Genomic DNA, 16629 nt, shown 5'->3' on the forward strand with positions numbered 1-16629 from the left:
CTGTTCAGGCAGCAGCCTTGGCAGCATCTTTCAGCAGTTTTGCAACGCGCTCGGATGGCTGTGCGCCAACGCTCAGCCAGTGAGCAACGCGGTCTTGTTTAACGGACAGACGAACTTCCTGGCCGCGAGCGATAGGGTTGAAGAAACCAACCTGCTCGATGTGCGAACCGGTAACTGGGTTACGCGAGTCAGTCACGGTCAGGGTGTAAAATGGGCGCTTTTTGGAGCCGCCACGGGCAAGACGGATGGTTAGCATTGAACATCGTTCCTGTAGTCGGTGCTGCAAATCATAATGCACAGCGGGCACACGGGTGCCCGAAAGGCCGCATATTCTCAAGGAATACACGGACATTTGCAAATGCCTTTTTACGCAAGGTGAAAAGGCCTGCCTGCTGATCTGCCGTTTGCGCTGCCTCATATATAAGGCAGCAGTAGTCCCGCCGGAGCGGGGTTCCGGTCATCGGCACACTTGAGTGCCAGCGACCTGAATAGGATTAGAGCTTGGGCATGCCGCCGCCGGGCATCATGCCGCCCAGGCCGCGCATCATTTTGGCCATGCCGCCCTTGGCAGAAAACTTCTTCATCATCTTCTGCATCTGCTTGTGCTGCTTGATCAGGCGGCCGATGTCCTGCACCTGGGTGCCGGAACCCATGGCGATACGGCGCTTGCGCGAACCGCTGATCAGCTCAGGGTCGCGGCGCTCGGCCGGGGTCATGGAATTGATGATCGCTTCCATCTGCTTGAACTGCTTCTCGGCTGCGCCCTGGGCGTTGCCCATCTGCGCGAGGTTGACACCACCGATGCTTGGCAGCTTGTCCATCAGGCCGCCGAGGCCGCCCATGTTCTTCATTTGCTGCAGCTGGTCGCGGAAGTCCTCGAGGTCGAAGCCCTTGCCCTTCTTCAGCTTCTTGGCCAGTTTGTCGGCCTTTTCCTTGTCGAGGGTCTGTTCGGCCTGCTCGATCAGGCTGAGCACGTCGCCCATGCCCAGGATGCGCGAAGCGATACGGTCGGGGTGGAACGGCTCGAGGGCTTCGCTCTTTTCACCCATACCGATGAACTTGATCGGCTTACCGGTGATGGCGCGCACCGACAGCGCGGCACCGCCACGGGCGTCGCCGTCGACCTTGGTCAGGATCACGCCGGTCAGCGGCAGCGCCTCGCCAAAGGCCTTGGCGGTGTTGGCCGCATCCTGACCGGTCATGGCGTCGACCACGAACAGCGTCTCGATCGGCTTGACCGCAGCGTGCAGGTCCTTGATCTCGCTCATCATCTCGGCGTCGATATGCAGACGACCGGCGGTATCGACGATGACCACGTCGATGAACTTGAGCTTGGCTTCGCGGATGGCCGCTTCAGCGATGGCCACCGGCTTCTGGCTGATATCGGACGGGAAGAAGGTAACGCCGATGTCGCCTGCCAGGGTTTCGAGCTGTTTGATTGCCGCCGGACGGTAGACGTCGGCCGACACCACCATCACCGACTTCTTCTTGCGCTCCTTGAGGAAGCGCGCCAGCTTGCCGGCAGTGGTGGTCTTGCCCGCACCCTGCAGACCGGCCATCAGGACCACGGCCGGCGGTGCGGCATTGAGCGCCAGGTCTTCGTTGGCGGCGCCCATCAGGCCTTCGAGTTCGGCCTGGACGATCTTCACGAACGCCTGGCCCGGGGTCAGGCTGCGCGACACTTCGGTGCCGACCGCACGCTCCTTGACCTTGTTGACGAAATCCTTGACCACCGGCAGGGCGACGTCAGCCTCGAGCAACGCCATGCGCACTTCACGCAGGGTGTCTTTGATGTTGTCTTCGGTCAGCTTGGCCTTGCCGGTGACATGGCGCAGCGTCTGTGACAGACGGTCGGTCAGGTTTTCAAACATGGTGATCCTTTCAGGCTCTTCAGAACCGAGGTTTATCAGCTGCCTCTGGCATTTGGGCGGGCCTTGGGCAGGGGCAGGTCGGCGATTATAACCAAGACTCGGGCCAGCGCACACCTTACCGTCGGCTGGCGGTCTTCCTTGGCAGGCGCGTTGTATGCCAAACTCATCCTCTTTCGGGCTTGCCTAACAGGACTTATGCTCCCCTTGTCACCCAGCTTGCTTCCCAATCTGATCGCCGCCTGCCTGTATGCCGCCGCGACCTTCTATCATGGCTCCCGCCTGGCGCAAGGCGCCAAGGCCGACAAGCGCCTGCTCGGGCTGCTCGGTGCATTGGCGGTCATTGCCCAGGGTACCGCCCTGTTCTGGCAGTTGCTCACGCCCTTGGGCCTGAGCCTGGACTTCTTCAGCGCCGCCAGCCTGATCGCCACCGCCGTCATTGCCCTGACCTTGCTGGCCTGCCTGCGCATCCCGGTGGAAAACCTGTTGCTGCTGCTGTTCCCGCTGGGCATGGCCACGGCCTTGATCGCCCAGTTCGCGCCCTCCGGCACCGTGCCGTTGATCAACGAAGAGCCGGGGATCCTCGCGCATATCCTGCTGTCGATCCTGGCCTACGGGCTGTTTACCATCGCGGTGTTCCAGGCCTTGCTGCTGCTGGTGCAGGATCACCAGCTAAAGCACAAGCATCCCTCGGGCCTGATCCGCAACTTTCCGCCCCTGCAAACCATGGAGAGCCTGCTGTTCGGTTTTCTCTGGACCGGTTGGGGCCTGCTGTCGCTGTCGCTGATTTCCGGCTGGCTGTTCCTGGACAACCTGTTCGCCCAGCACCTGGTGCACAAGACCTTGCTGGCCTGCGTGGCCTGGGTGGTCTTCAGCGTACTGCTGTGGGGCCGTACCCGCCTGGGCTGGCGGGGCCACAAGGCGATTCGCTGGACCCTCGCCGGCTTCTGCCTGCTGATGCTGGCCTACTTCGGCAGCAAGCTGGTACGCGAATTCATCCTGCATATCTGACGGGCACAGGTAAATGGACGATCTGCCGTTAGGACCGTTACTCGGCGTACTGGCACTGGCACTACTCTGGTCGGCCCTGTTTACCGCTGTGGATGCCGCCCAGCAGTACCTCAACGGTGCCCGGCGCAACAACCAGACCGATGCGCATCCAGAACTCAAGGTCGCCCCACAGGCCCTGGTGCTCTGCTCCACCCTTGGCAAACTCCTGGTACTGGCCCTGGCGTGCCTGGTGGGGCAGCGCTACGACGGCGAGCATGGTTTCTGGCTCGCAGGCCTTGGCGCCGCCGCCGTGCTGCTGGTGTTCGCCGAATACCTGCCGCGGCAACTGGCACGACGCAATCCCCCCGCCTTCATCGCCCTGGGCAATACCCTGCTCAAGGCCCCGCTCAAATTGCTCCAGCCTGTGGCCTGGCTGCTCGATGGCTGCGCCCGGGTGGTATTGCGTCCGTTCCGGGTCCAGCCCCATGCCGTTGCCCTGCACGAGCAGGACAGCGATGACGACCTGGACGAAGATGCCCAGGCAGACCACCGGCTGAACCTGCCGGAAAGCCTGCTGGCCCTGGACAAGATCACCGTCAACGACATCCTGGTACCGCGCAATGATGTAGACGGCGTCAACCTCGACGACTCGATCGAGCAGATCATCGAGCAATTGATTATCAGCCGTCACACCCGCCTGCCGGTCTATCACAGCGATATCAACCAGGTCGAAGCCATCCTCAATACCAAGCTGATCAGCCACCTGCTGCCCAAGGCCGAGCTGACCCGCGAAACCCTGCACGCCGCCTGCTACGAACCCTATTTCGTACCGGAAAGCACTCCCTTGCAGCTGCAATTGCTGAACTTTCACAAGCAGCAACGACGCCTGGGCGTTGTCGTCGATGAGTACGGCGAAGTACAGGGCATCGTCACGCTGGAAGACATTCTCGAAGAAATTGTCGGCGAGTTCGAAGACGAACACAGCCTTGACAACCCGCATATCCACCCGCAGGCAGATGGGCGCTTCGTGATCGAAGGCAACGTGTCGATCCGCGAGCTGAACCGCAGCCTGGGCTGGCACCTGCCAAGCGATGGCCCCAAGACCCTCAACGGCCTGGTCACCGAGGCACTGGAAAGCATCCCGGAAAGCGCTGTGTGCCTGAAGATCGGTCGTTATCGCCTGGAAATCCTTGAAACCGAAGACAATTGCGCCAGCCGCATACTGGTCTGGACCGTGACTCGCTAGTTATACTCCGGTCACGCTTACCCAGCCCAGCCGTCTCGCCCGCTACCCGCACCCGGCGTCTCTCGGCCAGTCCGCACGACTGAATACTGCGCGCAAAACCTGCACTGCTTCACACCCCGGACAGTGCTCGCGCCCGCCCCTATCCCCCACGGGCGTATGCTCAGTCACGCGACCAACAACAATACGCTTCGTTGCCGCTGCCAACGCCTGCCCGCCAGGCCGGCAGCGACACCTATGGAGCACTCGACTGTCAGGGATAATCGCATGACAACCAGCAGCACCTACTCCGAAACGGAACAGGCCAGCCCCGGCAACTCGCCGGCCCGGGTGGCGACCGCCAGCTTCATCGGCACCGCCATCGAGTTCTATGACTTCTACGTTTATGCCACCGCCGCTGCCCTGGTCATCGGCCCGGTATTCTTTCCGCAGACCTCGGGCACCGCACAGATGCTCTCGGCCTTCCTCACCTTCGGCATCGCCTTTCTGGCCAGGCCCCTGGGTTCGGCACTGTTCGGCCACTTCGGCGACCGTATCGGACGCAAGTCGACGCTGGTTGCCTCGTTGTTGCTGATGGGCGTGTGTACCACGCTGATCGGCGTGCTGCCGGGCTACGACAGCATCGGTGCCTGGGCACCGATCCTGCTGTGCGTGCTGCGCTTCGGCCAGGGCCTGGGCCTTGGTGGCGAATGGGGCGGCGCCGCCCTGCTGGCCACCGAGAATGCCCCCAAGAGCAAGCGCGCCTGGTTCGGCATGTTCCCGCAACTCGGGCCCTCGATCGGCTTTCTGGCCGCCAACGGCCTGTTCCTGACCCTGGCCATGGTGCTGACCGACGAGCAGTTTCGCGAGTGGGGCTGGCGTATCCCGTTCCTGCTCAGTGCCGCGCTGGTCATCGTCGGCTTGTATGTGCGCCTGAAGCTTGAAGAAACCCCGGTGTTCGCCAAGGCCGTGGCTCGCCACGAGCGGGTGAAAATGCCGGTGGTCGAGCTGTTCTCCCAGTACTGGATGCCGGTACTGCTGGGGGCGTCGGCCATGGTGGTGTGCTATGCGCTGTTCTACATATCCACGGTGTTCTCGCTCAGCTACGGCGTCTCGACCCTGGGCTACAGCCGCGAAACCTTCCTGGGCCTGCTGTGCTTTGCCGTACTGTTCATGGCCTTGGCCACGCCGTTGTCGGCCTGGCTCAGCGACCGTTACGGGCGCAAGCCGGTGCTGATCGTCGGGGCGATTCTGGCGATACTCTCGGGCTTTACCATGCAGCCACTGCTGACCTCGGGCTCCACTGCGGGCGTGGCGCTATTCCTGGCCATCGAGCTGTTTTTGATGGGGGTGACCTTTGCACCGATGGGCGCCCTGCTGCCAGAGCTGTTTCCGACCCATGTGCGCTACACCGGGGCGTCGGCTGCCTATAACCTGGGCGGCATCGTCGGGGCCTCGGCGGCGCCGTTCTTTGCCCAGAAGCTGGTGGCGATGGGAGGATTGAGCTGGGTGGGTGGTTATGTGTCGGCGGCAGCTGTGCTCAGCCTGATTGCCGTGCTGTGCCTTAAAGAGACCCGGCATTCGGAGCTCTGAAATGACCGCGGGGCAAGCCCGCCCCTGCAACTGCAGGAGCAGGCTTGCCCCGCGGTGGTTTTAAAGCTCTACCTGAACAGCGTGCGAGGCACGGGTCGCCTTGGCCCGTGCAGCCTCGATCGACTCGTCACGCGCCAGGCACACGCCCATGCGGCGCTGGCCGTTGACTTCAGGCTTGCCGAACAGGCGAATGGCCGTGTCCGGCTCGCTCAGCGCAGCACCCAGATTGGCGAACGCGGTCTGCTGCGACTGGCCTTCCACCAGGATCACCGCCGAAGCCGAAGGGCCGAACTGGCGAATCAACGGAATCGGCAGCCCCAGGATTGCCCGCGCATGCAGGGCGAATTGCGACAGGTCCTGAGAGATCAGGGTCACCAGGCCGGTGTCGTGCGGGCGCGGCGATACTTCGCTGAACCACACCTGATCACCTTTGATGAACAGCTCCACACCAAACAGGCCACGGCCACCCAGTGCCTCGGTGACGGCCTTGGCCACGCGCTCGGACTCGGCCAGGGCCACCGGGCTCATGGCCTGCGGCTGCCAGGACTCCTGATAGTCGCCCTTCTCCTGACGATGCCCGACCGGCGCGCAGAACGTGGTTCCGCCCACATGGCGCACGGTCAGCAAGGTGATTTCGTAGTCGAAATCGATAAAACCTTCGATGATCACCCGGCCCTTGCCGGCGCGGCCGCCTTCCTGGGCATAATCCCAGGCCTTCTGCACATCGTCGCTACCCTTGAGCAGGCTCTGGCCCTTGCCCGAGGAGCTCATCACCGGCTTGACCACGCAGGGAAAGCCAAGGTCTTCGACCGCCTTCGCGTAGTCCTCGAAGGTGTCGGCGAAATGGTACGGCGAGGTTGGCAGTTCGAGCTCTTCAGCGGCCAGGCGACGAATGCCTTCGCGGTTCATGGTCAGTTGCGTGGCGCGGGCCGTGGGGACCACGTTGAAGCCTTCGTTTTCCAGCTCCACCAGGGTCGCGGTGGCAATGGCTTCGATTTCCGGGACGATGTAGTGCGGTTTTTCAGCCTCGATCACTGCACGCAGGGCGGCGCCGTCGAGCATGTTGATCACGTGGCTGCGATGGGCGACCTGCATGGCCGGGGCATCGGCGTAACGGTCCACGGCAATCACTTCAACGCCCAGGCGCTGCAGCTCGATCACCACTTCCTTGCCCAGCTCGCCGCAGCCACAGAGCAGTACACGGGTCGCGCTCGGCGACAATGGGGTTCCGATACGAGTCATCTCAGGTCCTCAGAGGGAAGGATTCCAGGCTGCCCCATGATCGGTGCAACCCGGTGAAAAGGAGCGCCATTTTACATGAACCGGGCCCGAGGGCCTCAGCCGGTGATGGCACGCTTGCGCAGGCGCCAGGCCATGATCAGCCAGACCGCAGTGACGCCGGCAAACTTGGAGGCCAGGGCGGTACCGACCACAGCCGGGGTGAGGGCACCGATCATGCCGAAAAAAATGAAGGTGTCGATCGGGATACTCAGCGCCGAGCTCAGCCACAGGCGGTCGTGCAGGGGGCGCTTGGTGATGCTGAAGACCAGCCAGTCGATCAGCTCGGAGACGGCGAAGGCAGTCGCGCTGGCCAAGGCGATGGCGGGCTCGGAGGTAATATACGACAGCACCAGGGCAACCAGCATGGCGACCAGCGCACCGTGGCCGAAGCGGGTTTGCACCATGTCGCGCAGGATGAACACCAGCCCGCCCCAGGCAGACCAGATGACGTCCAAGTGCGGGGCACTGGAAAAGGCGTAGTTGATCAGCACAACGCTGCTGATGTAGGCAATCAGAAAGGGCATGGGGTCGACCGCTTGGCAAGCCCTACAGGGTACTTGAGCCGCCGCTTGCGGCCAAGTACCGGATCAGGCACTGACCACGTTGAGGATCAGCCCGGCCGCCACGGCCCGTTCGTGGCACAGCTTCAACACCTGGCGGCGCTCGGTATTGTCCATCCGCCCCCAGCGGGTGATTTCCATCGCGCTGCGTTGGCAGCCGGTGCAGATGTCGGCCTCATCCAGGGCGCAGATATGCACGCAGGGCGAGGCGACCGGGCGCTCGGTACTGCTCATCAATCCTCCTGCACGGCCAGATCGCGGGCATAGCGCTCGGCGTTGTGCACGTAGTGCGCAGCGCTGGCTTCGAGCATTTTCTTTTGTGCCTCGGTCAGTTCGCGCACCACCTTGCCCGGCGACCCCATCACCAGCGAACCGTCGGGAATTTCCTTGCCCTCAGGGATCAGCGCGTTGGCGCCGATGATGCAGTACTTGCCGATGCGCGCGCCATTGAGGATGACCGCATTGATACCGACCAGGCTGTAGTCGCCCACGGTGCAACCGTGGAGCATGGCGTTGTGACCGACGGTCACGCTCTTGCCCAGGGTCAGCGGCACGCCCATGTCGGTGTGCATCACGGTACCGTCCTGGACGTTGCTGTTTTCGCCGATGTCGATCAGTTCGTTGTCACCACGCAATACCGCACCAAACCAGACACTGGCCCCCGCCTGCAGGCGTACCTTGCCGATCAGCGTGGCATTGGGTGCCACCCAGCTGTTTGGATGGGTTTCGACGCGCAGGTCGCCCAGACGGTATTTCATGCGTGGTTCCTCACGGTGCGGCAATGATGGCGGGTGTGCCCGCTCAAATTGGAATGAAGCGTTCAGGCGGTTGGTGCAGGTTGATATCGGCATCGTAAAGCAAGTTGACCAGCTCGACGATCATGATCGCCGACAATCCCCAGATCTTGTACTCGCCAAAACGGTAGCTGGGCACATACCAGCTGCGGCCCTGGTAGTCGATGCGATGGGTGTGATCGCGCGGGTCCTGGCGAAAGAAGGCCAGAGGCACGGTGAACACGGCGGCGATCTCCGCGTCGTTGGCCTGGTACTCGACATAGTCGGGGATCAGCCCGACAAACGGCGTAACCTTCAGCCCATGCAGCGAGATCAGCGGGCTCAACGGACCTATGATCTCCACCAGTCCTGGCGGCAGGCCGATTTCTTCTTCGGCCTCACGCAGAGCGGTGAAAACCAGGTCGGGGTCTTCCGGGTCACGTCGCCCACCGGGAAAGGCCACTTCGCCACCATGGGTCGAAAGCCCCTTGGCACGCAGGGTCAATACCAGTTCGGGCTCTTCGCTGCGGGTGATGGGCAATAACACTGCAGCCTCGGGAAAGCGATGGTCGGTTTCCAGGGTATTGGGCGTATGACTGCTCACGCGGCGAAGTAGCTCGTCCAGCATTGCTCTCTCTCGATTCAAAGCCTGTCCTGCATGATGCACCAAAGCCGCGAACCGCCCAAGCCCCGTGGTGATCCGGCTTGCAGCCGCGGTGACAGTGGCGCCAAGATAGGCGCAACCTACAGGAATAAAAGCATGAAATTCTGCAGCGCGTGCGGCAAACCGGTAATTCAACGCATTCCCGAAGGCGACACACGCCTGCGCTACGTGTGCGAGCACTGCCAGACCATCCACTACCAGAACCCCAACATCGTCGCCGGCGTGCTCCCGACCTGGGGTAGCCAGGTTTTGCTCTGTCGCCGGGCCATCGAGCCGCGCCGGGGTTACTGGACCTTGCCGGCCGGGTTCATGGAGAACGGCGAGACCGTGGAGCAGGCGGCCCGTCGCGAAACCGTCGAGGAAGCCTGTGCCCGGGTCGGGCAGATGAGCCTGTACCAGCTGTTTGACTTGCCGCACATCAATCAGGTGCACGTGTTCTTTCGCGCCGAGCTGGCCGACCTGGACTTTGCCGTCGGCGTCGAGAGCCTGGAGGTGCGACTTTTCGATGAAAGTGAAATCCCGTGGGACGAGCTGGCTTTCCGGACCGTCAGTCGTACCCTAGAATGCTATTATCGTGACCGCATCGAGCAGCGCTATCCGATTGGCAACGAATGTCTGTCGCCATTGCTCATTTCGTCACTCAACACCTAGTTTTCAGGGATATCGTTTCATGCGCTGGTTGTTTGCCCTTTTCTGCCTCAGTGTGGCTTCGGTGTCCCAGGCAGCGTTTACCGAAACCATCGTGACCAAGCCTATCGAAAAGGTCGCGCCCTCGCCTCTCCAGCTCAAACCGGCAGCGCCGGCGCAGATCGACAAGATCCTGGTGCTCAAGTCCGAACGCCGCCTGCAACTGATCAGTGGCGGCGCCCCGCTCAAGACCTATCGCATCTCCCTGGGCAAGCAGCCCAAGGGACCGAAGTTGCGCGAGGGCGACAAGCGCACCCCAGAAGGTTTCTACTGGATCGACTGGCGCAAGGAGAGCGAGCGCTACAACCTGGCGATGCATGTGTCCTACCCGAACATCAGCGATTCGGCGCGAGCCCGGCGCGAGGGCGTACCGCCCGGTGGCATGATCATGATCCACGGTACGCCGCTCGATGAAGAGTACCCTGAAGAGGTATTCCACACCCTGGACTGGACCGAAGGCTGCATCGCCATGACCAACCGGGACATGCGCGAAGTATGGAACATGGTGCCGGATGGCACGATGATCGAAATCCGCCCCTGAAATCCTCTTCCTACCTTCCGGCGCATTGCGCCGGAATCTCCTCACAAAAACCTGCCTCCCCACTTACCCGGCATCCGTCTCGGTAGTACATCCACACAGATTGCGCGTCTTTAACATCCAGTTGGCGGATAACCCGCAGCTTCTGGATGCTCGCCCATGCCCCGCTACCGTCACACCCCGTATTGCACCTGTGCCCTGGTCATGGCGGCGGCCTTGCTGTGGGCCAATCAATCGGCGGCGACAGACAGCATGCCGGTCATGCAGCAACTGCGCGAACAGCGCCTTCAGCAGGAACAGCTCGAGCACCGTCGGCGCCTGCGCACACTGCAACGCAGCGATGACACCCCCATTGAGCCAGAGGCTTCCCCTCCCACCGAACAAACCCAGACGGCCTGCTGGCCGCTGAGCGGGGTTCGCCTGGCGGGCAATCGGCAGTTGTCTTCGACCGACCTTGTGCAGGCCCTGCAACCGCTGATCAAGCCGTGCATGAGCCCGGCGCAGATCAACCAGGTGCTCAAGGCCATTACCCAGCGCTACGTAGACGCCGGCTACCTGGCCAGCCGGCCTTATCTGGACCGCCAGCCGCATGCCGGCGGCACGCTGGACATCGTCATCGTCGAAGGCTTCGTCGAGTCGATCGAGCTGGCCAGCCCCGGCCTTCCCCTGTCACTGCGCAGCGCATTCCCCACCTTGCTCGGCCAGCCACTGCGCCTGGATGAGCTCGAACAGGGCCTGGACCAGCTCAATCGGCTCAAAGCCTTCGACCTTACCGCCGACCTGCTGCCCGGCAGCGTCGAAGGCGCGACCCGCGTGCTGGTGACCCCACGCCAGCTCGGTGCTCGCTGGCACCTGAACAGCAGCGTCGACAACCGGGGCAACGATGCTACCGGACGCGAGCGCCTCAACCTTGGACTGGGCCTGGACAGCCCCCTTGAACTCAACGACTTCATTCAGCTGTCAGTCAACGCCACGCTCAAGCCCGGCGCGAACTACAGCCGTGGCCATGGCCTGTACTACAGCATTCCCTACGGCCCCTGGAGCTACGCCCTGGGCCTCAATCAATTGCAGTACCAATCGCGATTGCCCGGCAGGCGGCTGTTCAGCAGCGGCCGCAGCGATTTTTTCAGCCTGGGGCTTGAGCGAAACCTCTGGCGAAACCACCAAGGCCTGCTCAGCACCAGCTGGCGCCTCGAGCACAAGCGCCTGGACAACCGCCTGGCCGACTATCGCCTAGCGCTGCAAAGCCCGACCCTCACCAGCCTGGAAGCAGGCCTGAACCTGCTGTGGCTGGAAGACGGCGTGTGGAGCGCCTACCTGGGCCTGTCCCAGGGACTGCACTGGCTCGGCGCCGACCGTGTCCAGCGGTACCGCCACGCCCCGCAGCCGCAGTTTCGCAAGTACCGCGCCAACCTCCTGCACCTGCGCCAAGGCCAGGATCCTGCATGGCCGTGGCGCTGGCAGAGCGAACTGAACCTGCAGTACAGCCCCGACCCCTTGCCTGCCGTCGAACAACAGCAAGTGACTGACGACACCGCCGTGCGCGGCTTCCGCCAGCAGGCGGTCGCCGGCGCCAGCGCCGCGGTGTGGCGTAACAGCCTGAGCCAGCCGCTCCCGCTTGGCCTGCCCCATGGCCTGGTACTTCGGCCCGTCGTGGGCGTCGACCTGGGCTGGGCCAAGTACGACCACGGCAGCACACCCCAGCGGCTGGCCGGCGCGCATGCCGGGCTAGAGCTGAGCATGCCAGGCAACCAACTGCGGTTCGATTACCAACGCGCCCTCCATGCCAGCGGCAAGCGTCGCCAAGACCTTGAACCCGGCTTCTGGCTGCTGGAGTGGGTACTGAACATCTGATGTCCCCAACCAAAAAGAGAAGACCATGATGTACACACTCCCCACCCCCTCAGCCTCCAGCTGGCTAACCCCCAATCATCTGCGCTGGATGATTGCCCTGAGTCTGCTTGCCCCTTGCGTGGGCCTGGCCGATACCGGCCTGCAGCCCATCGCCGGCGCCGGCGGCGTACCGGTGATCAGTAACGCCCACGGCGTGCCGGTCATCGCCATCGTTGCACCCAATGCCGGCGGCCTGTCGCACAATCAGTTCCTGGACTACAACGTCAACAAACCCGGGGTAGTCCTGAACAACGCCACCGAGGCCGGACGGTCGCAACTGGCCGGCGCCCTGGCAGCCAACCCGCAGTTCCAGGGCCAGGCCGCCTCGACCATCCTCACCGAAGTGATCAGCCGCAACACCTCGCGCATCGAAGGCCCCCAGGAGATTTTCGGGCGACCGGCCGACTACATCCTGGCCAACCCCAACGGCATCACCCTCAACGGTGGCAGCTTCATCAACACCACCCGGGCGGGCTTCCTGGTCGGCAACGTCGAAACTGACGGGCAAGGCATCAAACTGCTGGACACCCGCAACTCCACTGGCAGCCTGCAGGTACTCGATGGCGGCCAGAGCAACCTTGCTGGCGCGCTCGACCTGATCGCCCCGCGCATCGAGACCACTGGCCCGCTCAACGCACGCGACGCGTTGAACCTGACGACCGGACGCAACCTGATTCGCAACAGCGACCATGTGACCCTCGAACACCTGGCATCCCCAGAGGGCAGCATCGATGCCAGTCTGTTCGGCGCCATGCAGGCCGGTCGCATCCGTATCGTCAGCACGGCCGAAGGCGCCGGCGTACACGTGGGCTCGCGGCAGATGGTCGGGCATGAAGGTATCGACATCCACTCGGCAGGCGCCTTGCAGGTCAGTGGCAGTGCCAAGCAGCCCAGCCAATTGAGCGCCGATCAAGGTGCCGTGAACTTGGCCTCGGCGCAGGACCTGGGCCTGAGCGCAGTTCAGGTCGAGGCCCAACGGATCCAGGCCAAGGCAGGCAAGAACCTGAACCTCGATGCCCAGACCCGGGAGAGCCTGAAACACGACAGCGAAAAGCGCGAAAAAAAATGGTTGTTCGTCACCACCGAAACCTACAACCGCGACACCACCCGCACCGACCGCACGCAGACCGGCTCCAGCCTGCACGCAAGCCAGGGCATCACCCTGGAAGCAGGCCAGGACATGAACCTGGTCGCCGCAACGGTGGACGCCGGTGGTGAACTCAAGGTCAAGGCCGGTGACAAGCTGACCGTCGCAGCCGGCATCGACAGCACCCAGGTCGATGAAAAAATCCGCCATCGCAAACACCTATGGCGCGGTGACACGGACAGCAGCGTCTATGAGGAACGCGCCAAATCCAGCACCTTGTCCGGCGCGCAGGTATCCCTGGAGTCCGGTGGTGCCACACGCATACTCGGCAGCCAGGTCACCAGCCCCGGCGACATCGCGCTCAAGGCCAGCAGCCTGGAAGTGGCCGAAGTCGCCCTCAAGCACTCCCAGGATGCCAAGGGCTACAGCGGTGACCTGGTGTCCGGCGCCTTCTTCGGTAAAAACAGCAAGTCCGTGGGCGAAGGCCACAAGGCCAGCGGCAGTGCTATCCAGTCAGGTGGCACGCTGAACGTGGTGGCAGATGAGGTGCAGATCAGAGGTTCGAAGGTCAAGAGCAAGGGCGACGCCCTGGTGATCAGCGAAAAGGGCCAGCTGTCGATCGAAGCGGCCCAGAGTGAGTCGAGCCTCAGCCGTCGCGAAAACGACAGCAAGCTGTTGGGGCTGATCGGCCACACCCGCGAGCACCAGGAGCAACGCAAGGATGTGCTGAAAAGCGACCTGTCCTCCGACAGCGACCTGCGCCTGGCCAGTGCCGACGAAATTCGCGTGATCGGCTCAAAACTCGAGGCTGCCAAGCAACTGCAGCTCAAGGCGCAAAAGGACATCACCATCGGCACCGCCGAACAGCTGCACACCTCGACATCCAAGCAACAAGACAGAGGCTTCACCGCCAGCGCCGGCCAGACCCAAAACGCCGGCGATGGAAAACCTGACTCCCACCAGTACAGCGCCTCGGTGGGCTACAACGTCAACACGGTCGACACGCGAACATCCGACAAAAAACAGCTCGCCAGCGAACTCAACGGCGGCCAGGTACAACTGATCAGCGAAAACGACGTTACCGTCAAGGGCTCCCATGCCGCGGCCAATGCCGGCGACGTTGAGGTCAATGCCAAGAATTTGAACCTGGTCGCTGCTCAAAACGAACAATCGGTGGTCACCACTACCACGCACAGCGGTGGCGGGCTGAAGGTCAGCGGTGGCATCGACGCGTTGGGCAGCGCTTTCGAGGGGTACCGCAAGCAACAGGTGCGGAATGACCACGGCAGCCAGGCCCAGGGCAGCAGCCTGACCTCCAGCAACAACCTGAAGATCGATACCGGCCACCTGGTTACCGAGGCGGCCACGATCAAAGCCGGACAGGGCCTGACCATCACCGCCGACACCATCGAGAACCGCGCGCAGGCCGATATCAAGCGCACTACGCTCGCCGACAACAACTGGGAAGCCAACCTGGGTGCAAGCCTTGTCTACCGTGACATAAGCCGTCCGATTGAAAGAATGGTCACCGGCGAAGAGGCAAGCCGCTTCCAGCAGGCGTCGGTCGAGGATTCCCTGGCCCCGCCGACGGTGGGGGCAGACCTTGGTGTCAAGCACCTGAACCGCAAAGAGATCAACAGCACCAGCACCGCCCAGGTCAGCCAGCTGACTGGCGGCAGCGTCAACATCAAGGCCAGGACCCTCGACGACACCGGCACCCAGTACCGGGCAGATACCGGGGCGTTGGTCATCGAGGCGCAGTCCCACCACCTCGCCGCGGCCCAGGACAGCACCAGTCACAGCCTTGACCGCCTGGACGTCGACACTGGCGTTCGGGTTGAAACCAGCACCGGCAGCGACCTCAACCTGCGCCTGGCCGGAAAGGGTGGGCGCCTGCAAACCGACGAGCACACGCAAACGGCACGGGCGGGCAGCCTGTACGGGCAAACCGGGATTCAGGTTCAACTCGGCAGCGACGGGGCCTATGAAGGCACCCGCCTCAACGCCGGTGACGGCTCGCTACGGATAGAGGCCGCAGGCGACTTGCGCTTGACCCAGGCCCAGGATCAACAGCGCCAGCAATCGAACGAACTCAAAGGCGATGCCTGGGCCAAGGGCGGCAACAGTCCCGCTGGCACGGGGCTGGAATTTCGCGGCTACCTGGATCAGAAAAAAAGCGAACGCGTCGACACCCAGGCCCGGGTCGCACAGATCGATGCCAAGGGGGATGTCCTGCTCAAGTCGGGCGGTACGCTGGAATTGGTCGGCACCGGTATCGGCAGCACCGGCAACAAGGTCGCCAACGTCACCCTGGAAGCAGACGGACCGGTGCAGGTCAAGGCTGCCACCGACACCCGCCGCGCCCAGGGCAGCAGCCTGGGAGGCGGCCTTGAGCTGGCGGGCAAGACATCCGCCGACGGCAAGGGCGGCGGCCTGGGCGGGCATTTCGGCTCCGGGCGCATTGACGAGACCAGCAGCACCGCTACCGGGGCACAGTGGTTCGCATCCGACAAGGTGAGCATCCGCAGTGCCGGCCTTCAGGACGATGCCGTGCATCTGCAGGGCCTGAACGTCTCGGCAGACAAAGTGGCCGTCAATGCCACCAATGGCGGCCTATTGATCGAAGCAGCCAGCAGCAGCGAACATCGCGACAACCTGGAGCTGACCGCAGGTGCAGGCATCAACAGCACGCCAGGCGCTACGCCAGAAGACGCCAAACGAGGGCTGTATGGCCGCGTTCAGGTGAACATTGACCAACGCGACAACCTCACCCACCAGAACAGCCAGTGGCGCGCCCAACACCTCGCCCTCAACAGCCTGCTCGATACGCGTCTTGAAGGCGTGCGCATCGATGCCGGGAAAATCGACGGCGAGATTGGCGGCAACTTGCGCGTCGCCAGCCGTCAAGACCGTATCAACGCCTTGAAAGTGGAAGCCGACGCACGATTGAGCAAGGAGAAGAACCCCCAGGGCTATATCAATGCCGCCAAATCCGTTGCCGGTCCGCTGGGTAGCAAAGCCGAGAAAGCCGTCGGGCCAGCGGTACAAAAAGTCGATCCGAACCTGTCTCCGACCTTCAACTTCAAGCTTGAGCACGCCCAAAGCGAATCGGTGGCCAGCCAGAGCACACTCAGTGGCCGCGACGGCATCCACCTGGATGTCGCCGGCGCCACCGAGTTGTCCGGTGCCCGACTGCAGACCGCCAAAGGCAAGGTTGAACTGGGTTCAGGCCCGGTCACCCAGCAGACCCTGAACGGCCGTGACTACCGCCGCGAGGTGGGCATCAATGCCTCCAAGGCACCGGTGGACCTGATCACCGGACTGATCGACGCCTACAAACCCGGTAACAGCAGTACCTCCGGCGAAACGCCGGTAGACCTGGGGCTGGTTCGCACCAGTGGCCACGACCGGACCACCACCGTGGCATCGAGTATCCATCAGCCTGGCAACCGCCACTAATCCACGCCTGCCGT

Annotated in this window: 14 protein-coding genes; 7 read left to right on the forward strand and 7 right to left on the reverse strand. The window is 63.0% G+C overall.

Going from position 1 to position 16629, the window contains the following annotated elements; genetic code table 11:
• Window positions 1–4: 4 nt before the first annotated feature.
• Both rpsP and ffh read right to left on the reverse strand, forming a co-directional pair.
• Complete coding sequence (gene rpsP, locus NPS58_RS23620; RefSeq protein WP_028942918.1) at window positions 5–256, reverse strand: 30S ribosomal protein S16; 252 nt, start codon at window positions 254–256, stop codon at window positions 5–7.
• 238 nt (window positions 257–494) lie between these two features.
• Window positions 495–1871: a signal recognition particle protein gene (ffh, locus tag NPS58_RS23625; protein WP_274117687.1), complete on the reverse strand. Its 1377-nt coding sequence runs from the start codon at window positions 1869–1871 to the stop codon at window positions 495–497.
• A 195-nt stretch (window positions 1872–2066) separates the two neighbouring features.
• On the opposite strand from ffh, the gene NPS58_RS23630 reads away from it, so the two are divergent.
• The 3 genes from NPS58_RS23630 to NPS58_RS23640 all read left to right on the forward strand — a co-directional run bounded on the left by NPS58_RS23630 (window position 2067) and on the right by NPS58_RS23640 (window position 5673).
• Window positions 2067–2879 (forward strand): cytochrome C assembly family protein, encoded by an 813-nt coding sequence (locus tag NPS58_RS23630; protein WP_425313114.1) that lies wholly within the window; start codon window positions 2067–2069, stop codon window positions 2877–2879.
• Window positions 2880–2892: 13 nt separating this feature from the next.
• Complete coding sequence (locus NPS58_RS23635) at window positions 2893–4104, forward strand: transporter associated domain-containing protein (RefSeq protein WP_274117689.1); 1212 nt, start codon at window positions 2893–2895, stop codon at window positions 4102–4104.
• Between the two features lie 264 nt (window positions 4105–4368).
• The gene (locus NPS58_RS23640) at window positions 4369–5673 is read left to right on the forward strand and encodes an MFS transporter (RefSeq protein ID WP_274117690.1); all 1305 of its coding nucleotides are present in this window, start codon (window positions 4369–4371) and stop codon (window positions 5671–5673) included.
• Between the two features lie 60 nt (window positions 5674–5733).
• On the opposite strand, the gene purT is transcribed toward NPS58_RS23640, so the two are convergent.
• From purT to NPS58_RS23665, 5 genes are all read right to left on the reverse strand, one after another.
• Window positions 5734–6915, reverse strand: coding sequence for a formate-dependent phosphoribosylglycinamide formyltransferase (gene purT / locus NPS58_RS23645; RefSeq protein ID WP_274117691.1), 1182 nt, complete (start codon window positions 6913–6915; stop codon window positions 5734–5736).
• 95 nt (window positions 6916–7010) lie between these two features.
• Window positions 7011–7478 carry a VUT family protein gene (locus NPS58_RS23650; RefSeq protein WP_274117692.1) on the reverse strand — a complete coding sequence of 156 codons (468 nt, stop codon included), beginning with the start codon at window positions 7476–7478 and terminating at the stop codon, window positions 7011–7013.
• 63 nt (window positions 7479–7541) lie between these two features.
• Window positions 7542–7748: a DUF1289 domain-containing protein gene (locus NPS58_RS23655; RefSeq protein WP_274117693.1), complete on the reverse strand. Its 207-nt coding sequence runs from the start codon at window positions 7746–7748 to the stop codon at window positions 7542–7544.
• On the reverse strand, window positions 7748–8272 hold the full coding sequence (locus NPS58_RS23660; RefSeq protein ID WP_274117694.1) for a gamma carbonic anhydrase family protein: 525 nt from the start codon (window positions 8270–8272) through the stop codon (window positions 7748–7750). The genes NPS58_RS23655 and NPS58_RS23660 overlap by 1 nt, the downstream gene beginning before the upstream one ends.
• Before the next feature lie 43 nt (window positions 8273–8315).
• The gene (locus NPS58_RS23665) at window positions 8316–8915 is read right to left on the reverse strand and encodes a CoA pyrophosphatase (protein ID WP_274117695.1); all 600 of its coding nucleotides are present in this window, start codon (window positions 8913–8915) and stop codon (window positions 8316–8318) included.
• A gap of 132 nt (window positions 8916–9047) precedes the next feature.
• On the opposite strand from NPS58_RS23665, the gene NPS58_RS23670 reads away from it, so the two are divergent.
• From NPS58_RS23670 to NPS58_RS23685, 4 genes are all read left to right on the forward strand, one after another.
• Window positions 9048–9602, forward strand: a complete 555-nt coding sequence (locus tag NPS58_RS23670; RefSeq protein ID WP_274117696.1) for an NUDIX hydrolase — start codon at window positions 9048–9050, stop codon at window positions 9600–9602.
• Window positions 9603–9621: 19 nt separating this feature from the next.
• Entirely contained in the window at window positions 9622–10179 is a 558-nt protein-coding gene (locus NPS58_RS23675) for a L,D-transpeptidase family protein (RefSeq protein ID WP_274117697.1), read from the forward strand.
• Window positions 10180–10335: 156 nt separating this feature from the next.
• On the forward strand, window positions 10336–12030 hold the full coding sequence (locus NPS58_RS23680; protein ID WP_274117698.1) for a ShlB/FhaC/HecB family hemolysin secretion/activation protein: 1695 nt from the start codon (window positions 10336–10338) through the stop codon (window positions 12028–12030).
• A gap of 25 nt (window positions 12031–12055) precedes the next feature.
• Entirely contained in the window at window positions 12056–16615 is a 4560-nt protein-coding gene (locus tag NPS58_RS23685; protein ID WP_274117699.1) for a hemagglutinin repeat-containing protein, read from the forward strand.
• The last annotated feature ends 14 nt before the right edge of the window (window positions 16616–16629 follow it).

Source organism: Pseudomonas putida, from assembly GCF_028682455.1.
In the GTDB taxonomy this organism is placed as follows: Bacteria; Pseudomonadota; Gammaproteobacteria; order Pseudomonadales; family Pseudomonadaceae; genus Aquipseudomonas; species Aquipseudomonas putida_AA.